This window comes from Brevibacterium sanguinis, from assembly GCF_039528855.1.
GTDB classification, from domain to species: domain Bacteria; phylum Actinomycetota; class Actinomycetes; order Actinomycetales; family Brevibacteriaceae; genus Brevibacterium; species Brevibacterium sanguinis.
Window position 1 is genome coordinate 129,742 of sequence record NZ_BAAAMB010000007.1, and the last position, 17,720, is coordinate 147,461.

At 69.4% G+C, this 17,720-nt stretch carries 15 protein-coding genes; 10 read left to right on the top strand and 5 right to left on the bottom strand.

The window, feature by feature from the left end:
• Positions 1-15 precede the first annotated feature (15 nt).
• Positions 16-1,272: a sensor histidine kinase gene (locus ABD154_RS08805; RefSeq protein WP_344251102.1), complete on the bottom strand. Its 1,257-nt coding sequence runs from the start codon at positions 1,270-1,272 to the stop codon at positions 16-18.
• A 68-nt stretch (positions 1,273-1,340) separates the two neighbouring features.
• The gene (locus ABD154_RS08810) at positions 1,341-2,222 is read right to left on the bottom strand and encodes a sensor domain-containing protein (protein WP_198499815.1); all 882 of its coding nucleotides are present in this window, start codon (positions 2,220-2,222) and stop codon (positions 1,341-1,343) included.
• 192 nt (positions 2,223-2,414) lie between these two features.
• On the opposite strand from ABD154_RS08810, the gene ABD154_RS08815 reads away from it, so the two are divergent.
• Positions 2,415-3,092 (top strand): response regulator, encoded by a 678-nt coding sequence (locus ABD154_RS08815; RefSeq protein ID WP_198499814.1) that lies wholly within the window; start codon positions 2,415-2,417, stop codon positions 3,090-3,092.
• 14 nt (positions 3,093-3,106) lie between these two features.
• Here ABD154_RS08815 and ABD154_RS08820 read toward each other — a convergent pair whose 3' ends face one another.
• The gene (locus tag ABD154_RS08820) at positions 3,107-4,138 is read right to left on the bottom strand and encodes an NAD(P)H-dependent flavin oxidoreductase (RefSeq protein ID WP_211978692.1); all 1,032 of its coding nucleotides are present in this window, start codon (positions 4,136-4,138) and stop codon (positions 3,107-3,109) included.
• Between the two features lie 196 nt (positions 4,139-4,334).
• Between ABD154_RS08820 and ABD154_RS08825 the strand changes: the two genes are divergently transcribed.
• Entirely contained in the window at positions 4,335-5,768 is a 1,434-nt protein-coding gene (locus ABD154_RS08825; RefSeq protein ID WP_198499812.1) for an acyltransferase family protein, read from the top strand.
• On the opposite strand, the gene ABD154_RS08830 is transcribed toward ABD154_RS08825, so the two are convergent.
• Positions 5,734-6,240 carry an SRPBCC domain-containing protein gene (locus ABD154_RS08830; protein ID WP_198499811.1) on the bottom strand — a complete coding sequence of 169 codons (507 nt, stop codon included), beginning with the start codon at positions 6,238-6,240 and terminating at the stop codon, positions 5,734-5,736. The two genes, ABD154_RS08825 and ABD154_RS08830, sit on opposite strands and share 35 nt — an antisense overlap.
• Positions 6,241-6,476: 236 nt before the next feature.
• Here ABD154_RS08830 and ABD154_RS08835 point away from each other — a divergent pair, with 236 nt between their 5' ends.
• From ABD154_RS08835 to ABD154_RS08860, 6 genes are all read left to right on the top strand, one after another.
• Positions 6,477-7,820: a trans-sulfuration enzyme family protein gene (locus ABD154_RS08835; protein WP_232623731.1), complete on the top strand. Its 1,344-nt coding sequence runs from the start codon at positions 6,477-6,479 to the stop codon at positions 7,818-7,820.
• A gap of 306 nt (positions 7,821-8,126) precedes the next feature.
• A complete protein-coding gene (locus ABD154_RS08840) occupies positions 8,127-9,476 on the top strand; it encodes a haloacid dehalogenase-like hydrolase (protein ID WP_198499810.1) in 1,350 nt (449 codons plus the stop codon).
• A 628-nt stretch (positions 9,477-10,104) separates the two neighbouring features.
• On the top strand, positions 10,105-12,069 hold the full coding sequence (locus tag ABD154_RS08845; protein ID WP_198499809.1) for a sensor histidine kinase: 1,965 nt from the start codon (positions 10,105-10,107) through the stop codon (positions 12,067-12,069).
• The gene (locus ABD154_RS08850; protein ID WP_137824472.1) at positions 12,057-12,701 is read left to right on the top strand and encodes a response regulator transcription factor; all 645 of its coding nucleotides are present in this window, start codon (positions 12,057-12,059) and stop codon (positions 12,699-12,701) included. The genes ABD154_RS08845 and ABD154_RS08850 overlap by 13 nt, the downstream gene beginning before the upstream one ends.
• Position 12,702: 1 nt before the next feature.
• Positions 12,703-13,683 (top strand): DUF4097 family beta strand repeat-containing protein, encoded by a 981-nt coding sequence (locus ABD154_RS08855; RefSeq protein ID WP_344251103.1) that lies wholly within the window; start codon positions 12,703-12,705, stop codon positions 13,681-13,683.
• Positions 13,684-13,774: 91 nt separating this feature from the next.
• The gene (locus tag ABD154_RS08860) at positions 13,775-14,518 is read left to right on the top strand and encodes an SDR family oxidoreductase (RefSeq protein ID WP_344251104.1); all 744 of its coding nucleotides are present in this window, start codon (positions 13,775-13,777) and stop codon (positions 14,516-14,518) included.
• A gap of 84 nt (positions 14,519-14,602) precedes the next feature.
• Here ABD154_RS08860 and ABD154_RS08865 read toward each other — a convergent pair whose 3' ends face one another.
• Entirely contained in the window at positions 14,603-15,511 is a 909-nt protein-coding gene (locus ABD154_RS08865) for an amidohydrolase family protein (RefSeq protein ID WP_344251105.1), read from the bottom strand.
• Between the two features lie 173 nt (positions 15,512-15,684).
• Between ABD154_RS08865 and ABD154_RS08870 the strand changes: the two genes are divergently transcribed.
• Together ABD154_RS08870 and ABD154_RS08875 are read left to right on the top strand one after the other, a co-directional pair.
• A complete protein-coding gene (locus ABD154_RS08870) occupies positions 15,685-16,599 on the top strand; it encodes a DUF402 domain-containing protein (protein ID WP_344251106.1) in 915 nt (304 codons plus the stop codon).
• 15 nt (positions 16,600-16,614) lie between these two features.
• The gene (locus ABD154_RS08875) at positions 16,615-17,637 is read left to right on the top strand and encodes an NADP-dependent oxidoreductase (protein ID WP_344251107.1); all 1,023 of its coding nucleotides are present in this window, start codon (positions 16,615-16,617) and stop codon (positions 17,635-17,637) included.
• Positions 17,638-17,720 lie beyond the last annotated feature (83 nt).

The window sequence follows — 17,720 nt, forward strand, 5'->3', positions numbered from 1 at the left end:
TCGGTGCAGTCCGGCTCACGTTGTCGGCAGGACCGCGGTGATGGCGAAGCCGCCGTCCGGCGTCGGCCCCACAGTGAGAGTGCCGCCGAGTGCCTCGACCCGCTCGCGCATGCCAGTGAGACCGAAACCCGCACCGGCCATCGGCTTCGGGTCGGGTGCGGTCCCGTTCACCGCGTCGGGTGCTGTTCGGTTCCCCGCGCCCGGTGCGCCATTGAGGACGGAGACGACGATCCCGTCATCGACGGGTGCGACGTCCACCCGGATCGGCGCTCCCGAGGCATGACGGAGCGCGTTCGACAGGCCCTCCTGAACAACCCGGAAGGCGGTGAGTCCGGTTGTCGGAGCGGTTCGGGCGGAGTCGACGGCGAACTCGATGTCGACGTGCGCTCCCGAACTCCGCGTCGCCGAGACGAGACCCGGAATGTCATCGACGGTCGGCTGCGGTGCCAGGTCGGCGTCGCGTCCACCACGGAGAATCGTGAGGAGTCCGCGCATCTCGGTGAGTGCCTGTCGGGCCGCCTCGGCGATCGAGTCGAACTCCTCACGACTGCGGTCGTCGAGGTCGGGCAGCCGATACTGCGCCGTCGTCGCCTGCACACTGATGACGGACATGCTGTGTGCGACGACGTCGTGGAGCTCCTGGGCGATGCGATTGCGGTTGTCGAGCTCGGTGCGCCTGGCGGTCTCCTCGGCGCCGAGCCGACGTTCGACGGCCAACTGCCGGCGCCCCGTCAGCCACAGGCGCAGCAGGACGGCGATGCCCCCGACCCCCGCGGTGACCGCCGCGGTCGTGATCGCGTTCGCGAACGCTCCCTGGAAGTCCCCGGCGTGCGGGAGGAGCAGACTGCCCGCACCGATCGCCGCGCTCACCGCCCAGAGAGTCACGAGGTGGGGCCAGCGGTGACGGAGACCGAGGACGATGCAGGTGAGCCCGAGGGCGATCGTCGCCGTCACCGCCCACGGCCAGACGAGGCCGGAGGTGTGCGCGGTGGCGGCGATGCCGGCGGTCGAGGACACCGCGCTGACGACGACGGCGAGGGTGGGCAGGCGGATCGCGAGGACGGGGGCGATCGCCTGGCCGACGGCGATGAGCATGGCGACGACGACCCACATCCCGTACGCCGAGGCGTAGACGGGCCAGCCGACGGCCACGAGCACGACGCCGGCGAAGACCGTCGTCAGCCAGTACCAGCCCTCGGAGCCGATGAAGGCCTGCAGTTGGGTGGGCTCCTGCGTGTCAGCGGGCTGAGGCGGTGCGGCAGGCGTGTGCATGTCAGTGGTCTCCTGCGATTCGGGTGATCGCTGTGGTGTGGGGTGGTGCGGCGGTCGGACGAGCGTGGTCATCGTGACACCGCCCAGGCGGTGTCCACGACCATCGTGTCAGTGGCGTGTGACACAGTCGAGGCAGTGGGGGTCGAGCGGGCACCGCTTGATGAAGACGCAGGAGTCGATGCATCCCGTGGCGCAGTGCCGGGCGCATGCGCCGGGGTCGAGGGTGTCGCGGCCGGGTTGAGCCCGGCGGTGACGGCGGCGACCTCGAGCAGGGCCATGGCGTGGAGGACGAAGGGGAAGGTGAGGAGAAGGACGAGACCGGCGGCGAACTGGAAGGTTGCCTCGGCAGCGAAGCCGAGATCGACGACGGGCGTCTGATTCCATCCGGCGACGATGAGGTCGATGAGGCCCGACCCGTCGTCGGGGAGGAAGCGGCCCCACACCACGTAGGTGAGGCCGCCGAACGCCCCGAAGAACCAGGACACCGCGACGCTGAAGGTGACGATGCGCACGGGCAGGGCGAAGAGCGATTCGAAGAGGAGGTCGAGCCATCTCCTCCCGTCCCCGATGATGCTCAGCCACCCGGACAGTCCGCGCCCACGAAGACGGTGAGGCACTGCGGCGAGCGGGGCACCCCACCGCCTGACACGAGCGCGGGAGAGATCAGCGAAGCTCGAGGCGACGACGAGGACGACGGGAAGGAGGAGGACGCCGACCCAGATGACCGCTGTGCCGAGGGCCAGGGCGAAGAGAGGGATGAGGATGATGACGGCCGCGACCGAGACGGCCAGGCCCGGAGCGACGAGTCGCGCGTCGCCGCCGAGGGTGCGGAACAGGCGCGACCACCCTGAACCGTGGTTGCGGGGTGGCGCTGCCGGTGCGTTCGGTGGTCGGTCGGCGGATGTGGGTGCGGCATCAGTGTGCGGTGGCTGCGCGGCGAAGGTGTTCATCAGGCTGCTCCTGTGTGCTCTCGGATCGACGAGGGGCTCGCCGACGAGAGGCACTTTAGGGAGGCGGTCTGCGGTCGCACATCATACTCAGGGGTGAACCTGGCATCCGCTGAGGTGGACCTCGCGGTCGACATTGTCAGGCGATGTCCGTGTGCGTGACGTCGGATGCCTGCAGTCGGGTAGCGTGAGACCATGCCGGACTCTCAGCCCACCCCCATCCGCGTCGCGATCGTCGACGACCAGGCGATGGTCCGTCAGGGGTTCGGAGCGCTCCTCGACGCACAGCCCGATGTCAGCGTCGTCGGCAGCGCCGAGGACGGCGCGCAGGTCGTCGACCTCGTGCGGCGCACCGCTCCCGACGTCATCCTCATGGACATCCGCATGCCCCAGCTCAACGGGCTCGACGCCACCCGGGCGGTGTTCGCGATGCCCGGTGATCACCCGAAGGTCATCATGCTCACGACGTTCGACGCCGATGAGTACGTCTTCGCCGCCCTGCGCGCCGGGGCCAGCGGGTTCCTCCTCAAGGATGCGACCGCCGATGATCTCGTCGCCGCGGTCCGCGTCGTCGCGGCCGGTGAGTCGCTGCTCGCTCCGTCGGTGACGCGCCGCCTCATCGCCGAATACGTCAGCGGCCCGACGGTGGCGAAGGACACCGCGGTCCTCGGTCAGCTCACCGAACGCGAGATCGACGTCATGACCTTGGTCGCGAAGGGCAGGACGAACGCCGAGGTGGCCGCCGACCTCTTCCTCGCCGAGCAGACGGTGAAGACCCATGTGTCACGGATCCTGGCGAAACTCGGACTGCGGGACCGGACGCAGATCGTCGTCGCCGCCTATGAGTCCGGTCTCGTCGTCGCAGGAGGGTAGCGCGCCCCGGCACCCTACCGCGCGAACCGGTTGCCGAGCTCCTTGACGATCGTCTCAGCCGGCCCCGGTGCCGCCGCCCGGTAGCCGGTGCCGGCCCACAGGTGGAGATTGTCGGGGTCGCCGGCCTGCTTCGCCGCGGCGCGCAGTCCTTTCGTCAGATGGTGCAGCGCCGGATAGGCATCGAGGGCGACCGGATCGAACTCGCGGACGAAGTCGTTGACGAGGGCCCGCGCCGGTCGACCGGTGAACGCCCTTGTCAGGCGGGTCTCCGAATAGACGGCCGGATCCTGAAGGGCGGCCCGATGCGGTGCTGACGTGCCCGCTTCATCGGCGAGGAGCAGGAGCGTCCCGACGACGACCGCGCTCGCCCCGGCATCGAGGAGAGCGGCCACGGCGTCCTCACCGTCGACTCCGCCACCGGCGGCGAGGGGGAGGTCCACCTCGCCGCGAATCTCCCGGACGAGATCGACAGTGGGACGGTCCTCGATCTCACGGGTCGGATCGGCGGTGCCCGTGTGGCCGCCGGCGCTCGGTCCCTGGACGATGAGAGCGTCGACGCCGCGAGCGGCTGCCTCGCGGGCTTCGTCGACCGATGTCACCGTGGCGGCGACCTGGGTGCCGACTCCGTGGAGGCGGTCGACCACCTCGGCGGTGGGGAGGTTGAAGGTCATCGACACGAGGGGCACGGGGTGCGCGATCAGCCAGTCGATCTTCGACGGGTAGTGGTCGTCGTCGCTGACCGGGTCGCGATCGAGGTCGACTCCCAGGTCGGCGGCCCGCGGTTCGAGGGCGGTGACGAAACCGTCGAAGGATTCGCGGTCGAGCTCGACGGCATTGGGAGCGAAGAGGTTGACTCCGAACGTCTCCGTCTCCTCCCGCGCGCGCTCGACGAGCGGGGCCATCGCCTCGGCGGTGAGGTAGCCGGCGGCGACGAAGGGGAACCCGCCCGCGCGGGCGACGGCGGCGACGAGCTCTGGGGTCGTGGTCCCACCGGCCATGGGGGCGCCGATGATCGGCAGGGCGGTGGTCGCGAAGGCGATGGTCATATCCGGCACTCCTGACGTCGGGTCTGGTGCCATTCTCGCACTCGGGACCGTGGCGCGAGACGCTGTCCGTCAGCGCCGCCTCCCTCGCAGGTATGACACCGGATCGCCAGCTCGCACCTGTGAGGTGATGCGGACTCCCGGACCCGTTCCCTAACGTCGCTCCCGCCAGGCACCCGCCGCCGAAGAAGGAGTCACGATGTCCCTCAGCACAACCGCGCCCATCACAGAGGATCGACCATTCACCCGCGATCGGGTTCTCGATCTCGTGCGGCTCGGCTGCCTCATCGTCGTGGTCGTCCTCCACACGATGATGAGCGGAGTCGAGCTCGGCACCGACGGTGCGATCGTCCCGACGGTGGCGCTGTCGGGCACGACCGGGTTCGCGCTCGCCTCATGGGCGTTTCAGATCATGCCCCTCTTCTTCGTCATCGGCGGTTTCGCGGCTCTCCAGCAGTGGCGGCGCACCGCCGCGAGGGGAGGAACCTGGTCCGGTTACCTGCGGGTGCGCGTCCGCAGGCTCGTCGCCCCGGTCTTCGTGCTCGTCCTCGGTGCCGGCTCCGGGCTCGCGCTGGCCTCCGAATCCGGCGCGCCAGGCGACCTCCTCGCCGAGGCGAGCCTGCGCATCGGCCAGCCCCTGTGGTTCCTCGCCGTCTACGTGGGGCTCACCGCGCTCGTGCCGGTCATGGCGCGGTTCCATGAGCGCGCGCCGAGGCGGACCCTCGTCGGGCTCGCCGGTGCCGTCGCGATGGTCGACGTCCTCGCCGGTGTGACAGGGCTGACCGGGCTGGGATATCTCAATCTTCTCTTCGTCTGGCCGCTCATCCAGCAGTTGGGGTTCGTCTACGACGACCTGCGCCGGCGCACGGTGGCACCGACCGGGCTCGTCGCGATCGCAGCGATGGCGCTCGGCGCTCTCGTCCTGCTCGTCTCCGGCGGCGCCTACAGCCCGAACATGCTCGTCAACCTCAACCCGCCCACAGGAGCCCTCGTCCTCCTCGGCGTCGTGCAGCTGTGTCTGCTGCGGCTGGTCCACGACCGTTTCGCCGCCGCCCTCGAGCGCGTCCCGGCCTGGGATCGGGTGATCGCGTGGGGCAACGCCAACGGCATGCACGTCTACCTTTGGCACATGAGCGTCATCATCGTTCTCATCGGCCTCCTCGGTGCGGTCGCCGGAGCACTCACCGGGACAGGCACCGGCGCCGGGGCATGGATGGGCAGTGCGGTGCTGCCCGACGTCGAATCCCCGTGGTGGTGGCTGACACGGGTGCCGTGGGTGCTCATCGTCGGCGGACTGTCCGCGGGGCTCGCGGCAGGGATTGCGAAGATCTCGTTGCCCTCACCGGCACGGTTGGAACGACTCGGGCGAGGGCTCGAATCGGCCCTGGGACTGAGACTCTCCGAGCGCGTCCGGGCAATGTCCGCGATCGGGTGCGCCATTGCGGGAATCGGCATCGCCCTGCTCGTCGGACTCGCGCCGTTCGTCTGGACGCTCCTCTCGGCAGGACTGCTCTCCGCCGGGCTCGTTCTCGCGGCGGGCCTTGGCCGACCGGCCGCGGACGTCGCTCCGGACCCGGATCGCACTCCGGCCGCAGACGTCAGTCTTCGACGAGCCTCGCGAGCGCCTCGGTGACGGTGCCCCAGCCCTCGAAGAAGCCGAGCTCCTCATGGGCGGCCCGCTGCTGCGGATCGGCATGGCGGACGATCGCGCGGTAGTCGGTGCCGGCCTCCCCGTCGCCGAGGATGATCTCCGTGGTCATCGCGACGGGAGCGGGCAGCGCCGGATGCCACGTGCTGTCGACGGCATTGGTGAAGACGAGTCGGTCGTTCTCCTCGATGCGGAGGAAGACGGCGTCGACGTGCGGGACGAACGTCTGGCCGTCCTCGCTCATCCGGGTGACGAACGCGCCGCCGGGACGCAGGTCGAGGGCGTCGACGCGCAGGACGAGCGGCTTGGGGATCCACCACTGGACGAGTTGGGCGGGATTCGTCCATGCCTCCCAGATCGCCTCCCGGGGCGCGCGGATGACGCGTTCGATGAGGAGATCCCGGTCGGGATCGATGGCGCGATCGGGTTCGCGGGCGGAGTCGGAGCTGAGGGCCATGGGGTCTCCTGATGAGTGGTCGGGCGTATGCCAAACATCGCATGCCCGGCGGCGGAAGGGAAGTGCCTGGGGTGCGTCCCCGACGCCCCGGATGACGAAACATGACACCCCGTGACGGTCCGATGACGCTCGGTGACTCCACGGGACGCGCGGCTCCGTCGCAGCCGCGATCCGACCCCAGACTGGTGGGACTTCGGCATCGACGTCGAGGGTCTCATGAGAAGGAAGGAAACGCCGTGAGCGCATCAGACCGCAGCTCGACCGGCCGCAGCGGAGTCTCGACCCGCTCGGTGCACGCTGGCGCCGCCCCGGAATCGCACACCGGTTCCGTCGTCGCCCCGATCTTCCAGACCTCGACCTTCCAGATGGACGTCCCGGGTGAGACTCGGGCCGGCTTCGACTACGCCCGCACGGGCACCCCGAACCGCAGCGATCTCGAGGAGGTGCTCTGCGATCTCGAGGGCGCGTCCTATGCGGCGGCCGTCAATTCCGGCACCTCCGCCGAGGTGGCGGTGTTCTCCGCGCTGCTCGGACCCGGCGATGAGATCATCATCCCCCGCGACGTCTACGGCGGGACGTATCGTCTGCTCGTCAACGAGTACGCGCGCTGGGGTGTCGTCATCCGCACCGTCGACCTCACCGACTCGCAGGCGCTGGCGGCGGCGATCACCGACCGCACGGCGATCGTGTGGGCGGAGACCCCGAGCAACCCCGGCCTCGACGTCATCGACATCGCCGAGACCGCGCGGATCGCCCATTCCGCGAACGCGCTGCTCGCCGTCGATTCGACGTTCGCGACCCCGTACCTCCAGCGTCCGATCGAGTTCGGCGCCGACCTCGTCATCCACTCGACGACGAAATTCATCAACGGCCATTCCGATGTCATCGGCGGGGCCGTGCTCGCCGGCGATGGGCAGACCTGTCCTCGCGCCGCCGAGGTGATCGACCGTCTGACCAGTCACTTCGCGTCCGTGGGGTTGGGCATCTCCCCGTTCGACGCGTGGCTGACCAGGCGCGGCATCAAGACGCTGCCGGTGCGCATGGCCGCCCACTGCGCGAATGCGCAGGCCGTGGCCGAATGGCTCGAGGCAAGACCGGAGATCGCCGAGGTCTACTACCCGGGTCTGCCCTCACATCCCGGGCACGAGATCGCGAAGCGGCAGATGAGCGGGTTCGGGGGAGTCGTCTCGTTCTCCACCGACACCGAGGAGCGAGCGCTGGCCCTGGTGCGGAGCACGAAGCTCATCACCCTCGCGGAATCGCTCGGCGGCGTCGAATCCCTCATCGACCATCCCGCGACGATGACGCACCTCGCCGTCGCCGACTGCGAGCTGAGCATCTCCGGCCGCTTCATCCGCCTCTCCGTCGGCATCGAAGACATCGCGGACATCCTCGCCGATCTCGACGCGGCGCTCGCGGCGACGAACTCTGTGGTCGGTGCAGCCGAGACTGAGGCGGACGAGGCGGTCGACGAGACAGTCCCGGAGGCAGCGAGTGGGATCGAGTCGGCCCCCGAGTCCAAGTCGGCGCCCGACGCGCAGGCGGGAGTCGCCTCGGTGACGGTCCTCGAGAACGTCTGAGGCTCCCGGCACTCGACACGATGACCGCCAGCTGAGACAGCGAGCGACGAGATTGCGCAGTCCTCGGCAGTCCCGCCGTCCGGTGCAGCTGCGGGCGGAACCGAACACGTGCTGGACGAAACGCACCTCCTCACCAGCGCGTCCGCTGCTCGCAGTCGCAGGGCTCCGGCAGTCCGGGGCGCGCTCTCGTCGGTGCTGTGCGGTCTTCGCGGGGCGGCCCGAGGACCGACGACACCCTTGACGCTGTCGTCGCGGCCCCATTAGATTGATCCCCGGCCAAAGGTCTGAAAGTGATCCAATGAATCGATGGGGATGAACATGGGCACGACGATCAAGCACCTCGGAGTCAGAGACAGCCACCGCAGGACGGTCCGACCGAAGCGGGGTGCGGCCGCAGGCGTCCTTCTCGCTGCGCTCCTCCTCGGCGCCTCGGCATGTGCCGCCGGCGATGCAGGGAGCGCGCCGGAGGAGTCCGGCGACGGCAGCTGCGCGCAGCTGGGGGTCGCCGACGGGTGGTACGGGGACAATGCGCAGCGGCTCCAGGAGATGATCGACGCGAACGCCACGTGCGACGGAGCCACCCCGGAGGGAGGGGTGCGGCCGATGGCGGTGTTCGACTGGGACAACACCGTGGTCAAGAACGACATCGGCGATGCGACGACGTTCTGGATGCTGCGCAACAGCAAGGTGCTCCAGCCTGCGGGCCGGGACTGGGCGACGATGAGCGACTACCTCACGGACGAGGCGACAGGCAGGCTCAACGAGGTCTGCGGTGACCTCGCCGACCCGGGCGCCCCGCTGCCGACCGGCGAGAAGGCCGGCGAGGACTGCGCCGCGGAGATCCTCTCGGTGTACTCCGAGGGAGAGACGACGGACAAGGCCGCTGCCTATGAGGGGTTCGACGCCCGCCGGATCGAACCGGCCTACGCCTTCGCCGCGCAGCTGCTCGAAGGCCTGACGCCGCAGCAGGTGACCGAGTACGTCACCGCGGCGAAGAAGGAGAACCTCGATGCCGCCGAGGGCACGATGAACGAGGTCGGCGGCACCGAGGTGACCGGATGGGTGCGCATCTACCCGCAGATCAAGGACCTCATCACCACCCTGCAGGACGCCGGTTTCGACGTGCGCATCGTCTCGGCGTCATCGCAGCCGGCCGTGAGGATCTGGGCCTCCGAGGTCGGGGTCGACGCCGATCAGGTCACCGGGGTGCAGACCCTCGAGGAGGGCGGCAAGCTCACGAGCACGCTCGCCTCGTGCGGCGGTGATGCGGCCGCGATGCCCTACATCGAGGGCAAGCGCTGCTTCATCAACGAGCAGCTGTTGGGCATCCCCTCAGCCCAGGCATTCGAGCCCGCCCCCGAGGCGCAGCGTCAGGTCTTCGCCGCCGGAGACTCGGACACCGACGTCACCTTCGTCGGCGACGCCACCGGCCTGCGTCTGGCGATCAACCGCAACAAGACGGAGCTGATGTGCAACGCGTACGCCAACGTCGACGGCAAATGGATCGTCAATCCGATGTTCATCGCTCCCGAGCCGCAGCAGAAGGACGTCTACCCGTGCTCGACGTCGGGGCGCATCGAAACCGACGGCACTCAGGGCCCGCTGAAAGACGCCGACGGCAACGTCATACCGGATCAGAAGGACTCGGTGTACTGACGGCGCTCGGTCGATATCCCTGCGGTGATCCGGGCCCTGCGCAGTGTTCTCGGTGACCTCAGCACACCGCGCGCCTCGGTGACGGTCCTCGAGAACGTCTGAGTCTCCCGTCGCGCCCCGGCTGGCGAACTTCGGGTCGTTCTGGTCAGGATCACCGTGGCGGGTTGAGGTTTCCAGCGCACGATTGGATGCCTTCAGGATGCGCCCGCAAGAAACATGTCTCCCAGTGCCTCTGCCGGAGTCGCGGACGCAGAGTGTCGATTTCGGACTCGATGATCGACACTCTGCGTCCGGAGAACGGCGGCGCGGGGCACCGGAAGCGTCGGTTCGGCGCGTAGGTGTCGGTTCAGCGCGTATTTGTCGCTCCACTGCGTCAGTGCGCGGGGCGGCCGGGCGTGCTGGGCTGGCCGCGACCGAGTTCAGGTCGTTCTGGACAGATTTTCGCGCCGGGATTCTGTCCAGAACGTCCTGGGGATTCCTCTGGTGACGGGAGAATAAGAGCCGTGCGGGTCGGAGGAGATGCTCGGGTCCGCGGCCGACGGTGAGGTCGAGCCCGGGGGAAAACCCGAGGTGCGGTGGGTGGTCAACGTGCTGTTGCCCGACATCGGCGACGCGTAGCGTATTCGGTATGAGTGAGAAGACCCCCGAGCATCCGCAGGACTCGGAGCCGACCGGCCCCGACCGCGCTGAGGACCAGCGCACCCGCGGCGACGGCGCCTCGGCGCATGACGCACAGGTGCACACACCTGCCAGCGGCCCGCCGCCGGCACCGACTGCACCTCCGGCGGAGGCGCAGACCGCAGCGCCGTTGGCCACCGAGGCCGGACAGTTCCGCACCACCCCGCTCGACCTCGACGTTCCCTTCGCGGCGCCGACCGCGCAATACGGGTGGACGGACGGTCACACTCAGGAATACCCGCACACTCGTGCCTACCCGCAGGGACAGGTTCTCGGTGGCGCAGCCGGACCGATTCCGGAGCCGACGGCCCAGTACCCGCAGACGCAGGTCTACGGCACCCCCGCGCAGACGTACCACGAGCCGATGGCCTCCGGGAGCCCGCTCCACGCCGTCGGCCCCCAGCCCCCGCACCATCCGCAGGGCCAAACGTCGCAGACCCCGCAGCCACAGCCGCGCGAACCCCGCCAGGCCGTGCGCTACCCGCACCATGCGCAGCCGCTGCCGGGAGGACAGCCGCCGATGCAGTCCCAACAGCCGATGCAGCCCCAGAGGCCGCCTCGGCGGAAGCGGACCCGCACCGCGCCGCTCGAGTACGTGCCGGTCACCGGTTCGATGCCGCTGACCCGCACCGACGTCACGGAGATCCCCGCAGACGGACCCGTCGAATGGCCCAAGCGCCCCGTCGGGGTCGTCGGAGTCGCCAACGTCATCCTGTCAGCGGTCATGGCGATCATCTGGGCCTGGATCCCGCTCGGCCTCCTCTTCACCGGCATCGGCGGCATCTTCGCCCTCGGCCTCGGTGTGCTCGCCCTCGTCGTATGGGTCCTCGTCCAACAGGTCGCCAACGTCTTCGAACGCTACCGCGCCGAACTCGTCTACGGGGATCGCATCCCCGTGCCGAAGATCCCCCGCAGCGACCGCGATTCCGGGTTCACGCGCTTCCTCCACAACCGCTGGCTGCTCGTCTCCTCCGGATCCTTCTGGCGCTCGACCGCCCACCACTACGTCAAGATGCTGCTCGGACTCGTCGTCATCGGCGGCACCTTCGCCGGCATCTCCGCCTCGATCACCGCGGTCTTCGCCGCGATCAACCCCGACGGGGTCGAGACCTTCTTCCTCGGCGGTCCCACCGGCGGCCTCGGCCGCATCGGGCTGACCATCGGGGCGCTCATCGTCCTCGCCTCGTCGCTCGCGATCCTCTGGTTCACCCCGTACCTCGACCGGGCGCTCGACCGCAGCCTGCTGCCGCCGGCCCGCACCGCCGCCCTCCAGGCGGAGGTCACCGAACTCGACCGGGCGCGCATGGCCGGGATCGATGCCGCATCGGCCGAACGCCTCCGCATCGAACGCGACCTCCACGACGGCGCGCAGCCCCGCCTCGTCGCCCTGACGATGACCCTGGGCCTGGCGAAGTCGAAGATCGACTCCGACCCCGAACGCGCCAAAGAGCTCATCTCCGAAGCCCACGCCGAGGCGAAGGGCATCGTCGGCGAACTCCGCCAGCTCGCCCGCGGCATCCACCCCGCCGTGCTCACCGACCGCGGTCTCGACGCAGCCGTCTCCGCGCTCGCCGGCCGCTCGCCGATCCCCGTCGACGTCGATGTCCGGCTGGGCGGGCGCATCGAACGCGAAGCCGAGGCCGTCGCCTACTTCGTCGTCGCCGAATGCCTGACGAACATCGCCAAGCACTCGGGAGCCACCTCGGCGAAGGTCCTCATCACCCCCACTGAGGCGGGAGTCCAGATCGTCGTCACCGACAACGGTCACGGCGGGGCCCGGGTCGACCGCTCGGGTCGGCACACCGGCATCGCCGGTCTCGTCGACCGGGTCGAAGCCGCCCGTGGGACACTGAACCTGACCAGCCCCGCAGGTGGGCCGACTACCATCGTTGTGGAGGTGCCATGCGCATCGTGATCGCCGAAGACTCAGCCATCCTCAGGGCCGGACTCGAACGACTCCTCGTCGACGCCGGACACGACGTCATCGCGGCCGTCGCCGATGCCAACGAACTCCTCGCCGCCGTCAACACGACGCCTCCCGACCTCGCTGTCATCGACGTGCGCATGCCTCCGACGTTCACCGATGAGGGCATCCGCGCCGCGGTGCTCATCCGCAAGCAGAACCCCGACGTCAAGGTCCTCGTCTTCAGCCAGTACGTCGAAGAGCAGTACGCCTCCGAGCTCATCGCCGAGAACACCGGCGGATTCGGCTACCTGCTCAAGGACCGGGTCGCCGATGTCGAGGACTTCCTCGGCGCCGTCGACGAGGTCGCCTCCGGCGGCACCGTCCTCGACCCGGAGGTCGTCTCCCAGATCCTCGTGCGCACCCGCAAGACCGACGGCCTGTCGACCCTGAGCCCCCGCGAACTCGAAGTCCTCCAGCTCATGGCCGAGGGCAAGTCGAACGCCGCGATCGCCGGCACCCTCTTCCTCAGCGCCGGCGCCGTCGAGAAGCACATCAGCTCGATCTTCACCAAGTTCGGCCTCACCGCGGACACCTCGGACAACCGTCGCGTCCTCGCCGTCCTCACATTCCTCGGAGCCTAGAATGCCAGCCACCGTCCTCGTCAGCCCTTCGGCCCGCACGGGTCTGCGCGCCGTCCTCATCATCGCGGCCGTCATCGCCCTCCTCATCCCCGTCGTCGCGAGCGTCGCGTACGGGGCATCCCGACTCAACTACACGAAGGTCGAGTCGAGCGAGGACCTGCCCGTCGGGACCACCGATGTCCGTTTCGACCTCGACACCGGGGCCGCCGTCGTCGTGCGCACCGAGGATGTCCCAGCGCCGACGGTCGCACTGACCGGCACCGGCCCACGCGACAACGTCCCGCAGCTGCAGGTCGAGGAGATCAACGGCAAGTCCGTCATCTCGATCGACGACAAGCCGACGTTCGAGAACGCCCGCCTCGTGCTCACTGTGCCGACCGCGACGTCCCCGGAGACGAACCTCGACTTCGCCGGCGGCCTCGGCACCGTCGCTGTCACCGGTGAGTTCAACGAGGTCACGGCGAACACCGACGCCGGATCGATCGAGCTCAACGGCACCTTCGACCGCGTGCAGACGTCGACGGAGTGGGGCCAGACGGAGTTCAAGGGCACGTACGGCACGATCGAGGCGAAGTCCGAGGTCGGCACCGTCGACGGCTCCGATCTGCGGGTCCGCGACCGCCTCGACGCCACGACGACGACCGGCGCGATCGACGTCGAGCTCGCCGCCGAGACGGTGCCGACCGCCGGCATCAGCCTCAATGCGGAAGAGGGCAAGATCGACCTGCAGCTGCCCCGCCTCGACCTCGTCAAGGAGAACATGACCGCCGAGGCTGCGAACGGCGGCGAGGGATCCGGCGGCGACGAGGTCAAGGACCTCTTCTACCGGATCAATGCGAAGTCGAACAACGGCAGCGTCGACATCGCGAAGGACCTCGAGAAGTACGAGGCCGCGAAGAACTCGCCGGATGCCGAGGGCAAGGCGATCATTCCGGTCACGGTGTCCGCGGACACCGGAGCGATCTCGATCGAGCAGAACTAGACAGCCGGAACCGGGCAACCGGAACTGGGCAGCCGGAACTGGGCTGAGGAAGCCCGAGGCCGGGAGCGCCTCGGGGCGGAAGGACGGGCACATGCAGGTCACGGTCTACGGAGCCACCGGCACGTTCGGGTCGCGGCTCGTCTCACGCCTGCGGGCGCAGGGGCACTCGGTGATCGCGGCCCATCGCGGGATCGGCGTCGACACGTACACCGGTGAGGGCGTCACCGAGGCGGCCGTCGGCAGCGATGTACTCGTCGATGCCGTCAATCTCATGACGAACAACCGGCACCGAGCCCTCGACTTCTTCTCCCGCAGCGCCCGCTCGATCGCGTTGGCCGCCGCCGAGAACCCCGGTGCGGCGATGGTGTGCCTGTCGATCGCGTTCCGTCCGGAGGTCGCCGAGTCGAAGCTCTTCGCCTACTACCAGGGCAAGGACCTGCAGGAACGCGTGTACCGCCGGCTCGTGCCCGCCGACCAGCTCCTCATGTTCCGCTCCGCTCAGTGGTACGAACTCGCGGAGACGACCTCAGTGAGCGTCGGTCGCGTCATCTTCACCCCGAAGATGCGGGTGCGGGCGCTGGCCGCCGACGAAGCCGCCCGGCTGATGGCCGAGGCGATCGAGGCCGGAGAGCGCGGCACAGTCGAGGTCGCCGGCCCCGAGATCAGCGATCTCGCCGCGATCGCCGCGAAGATCGCCCGCGTCGACGCCGCCGGTCGCCGCCCGCGGCGCGTCGTCCCCGTCCCCGTGCCCGGGGCGAGCTCTGGTGACGGACTCATCCCGCCCGCACCGAGGCTGTCGGCCGTGACCGTCGACGAATGGCTGGCGACGCGGTGAGGTCGTCCGGCGCGCCGAGGCGGTCCCGGGCCTGACCCGGCCCGCGCGGCGGCCGCGCCGACCGCGTGCACCGCGACGGCTGAGTCAGGGCTCGCCAGGCACCCGCTGCGCGAGCCCGAGGAGGCGCGCGCCGTTGTCCCAGAGCACCGCGCGCATCCACTCGTCGCCGAGCTCGAGCCCGGCCAGACCCGAGATCTGATCCGCGTACGGGTACGGGATGTTCGGGAAGTCCGAGCCGAGGACGACCTTGTCCTGCAGGGAGACCAGGCGCTCCCGGAAGGCGGGGGTCACCTCGGCGGGAGAGGAGAAGAACCCGGAGACGTACATCGTCGTGTCGAGGTGGACGCCGCTGTAGGCCTCGGCGAGATCTGCGAACGCCTCGTATTCGGGCATGCCCATGTGGGCGATGACGAAGTTGAGCGCGGGGAAGCGCTCGAGCACCCGCGCGATCGCCTCGGGGCCGGTGAAGGCTCCCGGCAGCGGTTCGGATCCGGCGTGGATGACGATGGGCACCTGCGCCTCGGACAGCGCCGCCCACGCGGGATCGAGGACCCGATCATCGGGGGCGAACCCGCCGACCTGGACGTGGACCTTGAACAGTCGCGCCCCGGCTGCGAGCGCGGCAGGAACGTAGTCGGCGGACTCGGGCTCGGCGAAGAGGGTCGCACAGTGGATGACGTCGCGGTGGGCGGCGGCGAAGTCGCGGTTCCAGTCGTTGAGCCAGGCGGCCATACCCGGCCGGTGCGGGTACGTGAGCGCGGGAATCGCGTGGAGGCTGAGCTCGCGGAGGATCTGCAGGCGGGTGTCCGTGTCGAAGCGGTAGTGGATCGGCCACGGCCTTCCGTAGTTCGCCTCGGCGTCGTCGAAGTACGACCACACCTTGTCGAGGACGTTCTGCGGGAGGAAGTGCACGTGGATGTCGGCGAGCCCGGGCAGCCCGAGCGCCTCGACGTAGGTCGGGATCTCCGCGTCGCTGCGGGGTGGTGCGATCATGTCCCCACCCTACTGTGCGGTACCGACGCGGCGCGGGACCGACACCGTGCGGCACTGACACGATGCGAGGACGACACCGTGCGGTACCGACACTTTGCGGTACCGACAACTATGCGGGGACGGCCGAATCCCATCCCCAGGATGCGCGCAGTGAGCGACCCTAGACTGCGGCTATGGAGTTCACCGACCCGTTCGAGATCACGGTCCCCGGCACGGCCGCGCGCCTCGGCGAACCTCCGTTCTGGACACCCGGTCAGGCTGTGACCTGGACGTACCGGCGCTTCGACTACGACCTCGACCATGTCGAGGTGCGCCGCCCGATGCGCGTCATCGACGACGGCCCGAACGGCGCGGTGCTCTGGATGCCCGGCGGCACCGAGGTCGTCGACACCGGTCTCGTCGGCTGGGAGGGCATGAGCGCCCACGACGTCCCGCTCGACGTCCGTTTCCGCCCCCGCGGACAGGCCCCCGAACGCATCATGATCCCCGCGCGCTGGCAGGGTCACGGCGTGCTCAAGCTCGCCCCGCCGAACGTTCCCTTCTCCGTGTGGGTGCTCGTCAAACCCGCCGAGGCGACCGCCGCGGTGCCATCGGCCGCGGAGACGACGGCACCTCAGCAGGGTGCCCCGAATCCGCCGCGGGTCGAGTGGTACGTCAATCTCGAGACGACTCACCGTCGCACCGCCGAGGCGGTCTTCACATGCGATCTCATCCTCGACATCACGTTCCCCGTCGCGAGCGAACCGCTCCACCTGCCCGACGGCAGCCTCAACCCGCGGGGCGCGGTGTTCAAGGACGTCCACGAGATCGCCGCGGCGGGCGCCTACGGGTACTGGCCGCCGCAGTGGTCGGACATCGTCCGGGCCAACGGCGCACTCGTCCTCGACCGCCTCGAGGAGTTCCGGTGGGCCTTCGACCCGCGGTGGGCCGATCTCGCACTCGATCTCGCCGGATTCGGACCGACCGAGCACCCGGCCACGCTCCGGCTCGGGCCGGCACCGACCACCTCGGCGGGCGGAATTTCTCCTGGTCAGCGGGAACATCAGCGGATACCGAGCGGTTGTTACAGGAGACCGGACAGCCGATGAGAGGACTGAACTGACATGGCGACGAACCACCGCATCCGCCTCAACTCGCGCCCCGTGGGCGCCCCGACCGCCGAGAACTTCCTCCACGACGAGGTGCCGGTCGAGTCCCCCGGCGAGGGCCAGGTGCTGCTGCGGACCCTCTATCTCTCGCTCGATCCGTACATGCGCGGACGGATGTCGGATGCGAAGTCGTACGCGAAGCCCGTCGAGCTCGGCGAGGTGATGGTCGGGGCGACGGTCTCCGAGGTCGTCGAGTCGCAGTCACCGGACTTCGAACCCGGTGACATCGTCCTCGGCTACGGCGGATGGCAGGAGTACTCGATCGAGCCGGCGTCGCAGCTGCGGAAGATCGATCCGGAGATCGCGCCGATCAGCACCGCCCTCGGGGTGCTCGGCATGCCCGGGTTCACCGCCTATGCCGGTCTGCTCGAGATCGGCATGCCGAAACCCGGCGAGACCGTGGCCGTGGCCGCCGCGACCGGACCCGTCGGGTCGGTCGTCGGGCAGATCGCGAAGATCGTCGGGGCCACCTCGGTGGGCATCGCCGGCGGGCCCGCGAAGGTCAACCACCTCAAGGAGCTCGGCTTCGACATCGTCCTCGACCACCGTTCCCCGAACTTCAAGGAGGAGCTCGCCGAGGCGGTGCCCCAGGGCATCGACGTCTACTTCGAGAACGTCGGCGGAAAGGTCCTCGAAGCTGTCGTGCCGCTGCTCAACCCGTTCGCGCGCGTGCCCGTGTGCGGTCTCGTTTCCTCCTACAACCTCACCGAGCTCCCGGCGGGCCCCGATCGCACGGGACTGCTCATGGGGGCGATCCTCCGGAAGTCGCTGACGTTCCGCGGGTTCATCCAGTCGGAGTTCGTCGACCGCCTCGGCGAGCAGTTCCTCCACGACATGAGCACGTGGATCCAGGAGGGCAGGATCCGCTACCGCGAGGACATCCGGTCCGGCCTCGACCGGGCACCCGAGTACTTCAACGAACTCCTCACCGGCGGCAACTTCGGCAAGATGGTCGTCGCGGTGGGGGAGCGGGAGTAAGGGCCCGGGGCCACTCCTCCTCGGCCGTCTGATGGCGGAGGCGCGAGCGGTCCCGATCGTCTGCGCGGTTCGAGCCCTGACGG

Excerpts from the sequence above, each read along its gene's own strand:
- ABD154_RS08805 (WP_344251102.1), bottom strand. The coding sequence starts at position 1,272 with ATGCACACGCCTGCCGCACCGCCTCAGCCCGCTGACACGCAGGAGCCC.
- ABD154_RS08810 (WP_198499815.1), bottom strand. The coding sequence starts at position 2,222 with ATGAACACCTTCGCCGCGCAGCCACCGCACACTGATGCCGCACCCACA.
- ABD154_RS08815 (WP_198499814.1), top strand. The coding sequence starts at position 2,415 with ATGCCGGACTCTCAGCCCACCCCCATCCGCGTCGCGATCGTCGACGAC.
- ABD154_RS08820 (WP_211978692.1), bottom strand. The coding sequence starts at position 4,138 with ATGACCATCGCCTTCGCGACCACCGCCCTGCCGATCATCGGCGCCCCC.
- ABD154_RS08825 (WP_198499812.1), top strand. The coding sequence starts at position 4,335 with ATGTCCCTCAGCACAACCGCGCCCATCACAGAGGATCGACCATTCACC.
- ABD154_RS08830 (WP_198499811.1), bottom strand. The coding sequence starts at position 6,240 with ATGGCCCTCAGCTCCGACTCCGCCCGCGAACCCGATCGCGCCATCGAT.
- ABD154_RS08840 (WP_198499810.1), top strand. The coding sequence starts at position 8,127 with ATGGGGATGAACATGGGCACGACGATCAAGCACCTCGGAGTCAGAGAC.
- ABD154_RS08845 (WP_198499809.1), top strand. The coding sequence starts at position 10,105 with ATGAGTGAGAAGACCCCCGAGCATCCGCAGGACTCGGAGCCGACCGGC.
- ABD154_RS08850 (WP_137824472.1), top strand. The coding sequence starts at position 12,057 with ATGCGCATCGTGATCGCCGAAGACTCAGCCATCCTCAGGGCCGGACTC.
- ABD154_RS08855 (WP_344251103.1), top strand. The coding sequence starts at position 12,703 with ATGCCAGCCACCGTCCTCGTCAGCCCTTCGGCCCGCACGGGTCTGCGC.
- ABD154_RS08860 (WP_344251104.1), top strand. The coding sequence starts at position 13,775 with ATGCAGGTCACGGTCTACGGAGCCACCGGCACGTTCGGGTCGCGGCTC.
- ABD154_RS08865 (WP_344251105.1), bottom strand. The coding sequence starts at position 15,511 with ATGATCGCACCACCCCGCAGCGACGCGGAGATCCCGACCTACGTCGAG.
- ABD154_RS08870 (WP_344251106.1), top strand. The coding sequence starts at position 15,685 with ATGGAGTTCACCGACCCGTTCGAGATCACGGTCCCCGGCACGGCCGCG.
- ABD154_RS08875 (WP_344251107.1), top strand. The coding sequence starts at position 16,615 with ATGGCGACGAACCACCGCATCCGCCTCAACTCGCGCCCCGTGGGCGCC.